Source organism: Vibrio sp. 1401, assembly GCF_033340295.1.
This window is the reverse complement of the sequence record NZ_JAWOWF010000714.1, coordinates 1-551: the sequence shown is the minus strand read 5'-3', so window position 1 is coordinate 551 and position 551 is coordinate 1. Positions and strand designations below refer to the sequence as shown.

The following is a 551-nucleotide window of genomic DNA, read 5'->3' as shown; positions in this document are numbered from 1 at the left end:
GCACGCACATCGAGTTCGACCAACAAGGCAATGCGATTACCAAGCATAAAGGTGATAAGCAAAAAGGCCTGTCGGCAGAGAACATAGATGTAGAGAGAAACCTTTATCGCGACGGGGATGAGTACCTTTGGGAGATCGTCGTTGAGAACAAAGGGCTTTATGAAGATGGTATTCCGGGTGTTCGACTGCTTACCGTTGAGGGCATCATTATCGAGACCGACCAATATGGTCGATACCATGTTCCAGATCAGTGGGTGTTGAATAAGAAAGGGAAGCAGTTCTTGGTCAAAGTCGACACAGACTCGCTACCAACGGGTATGAAAGTGATCAGTGAAAACCCGAAAGTACAACGAATCACACCAAACAAACTGACGAAATTTAACTTCAGTATTCAAAGCAGTGGGGATGATTAACCGTTCGTAACTTACACGTTGGCTGGGCTTGTTCTCGGCCATTGACTGCAACGGTTAAGCAAGAAAATTATGATTAGATGTAGACAATCAAAACTGACGATATGTAGCGCGGCGGCGTTGCCGATCCTATCGTACGCA

At 45.9% G+C, this 551-nt stretch carries 1 protein-coding gene; it reads left to right on the top strand.

All coding sequences use genetic code 11. The annotated features are described in order from the left end of the window. Nucleotides 1-413 (top strand): hypothetical protein (locus R7Z77_RS27745; protein WP_318137358.1); only part of this gene is annotated, 413 nt, incomplete at its 5' end. Nucleotides 414-551 lie beyond the last annotated feature (138 nt).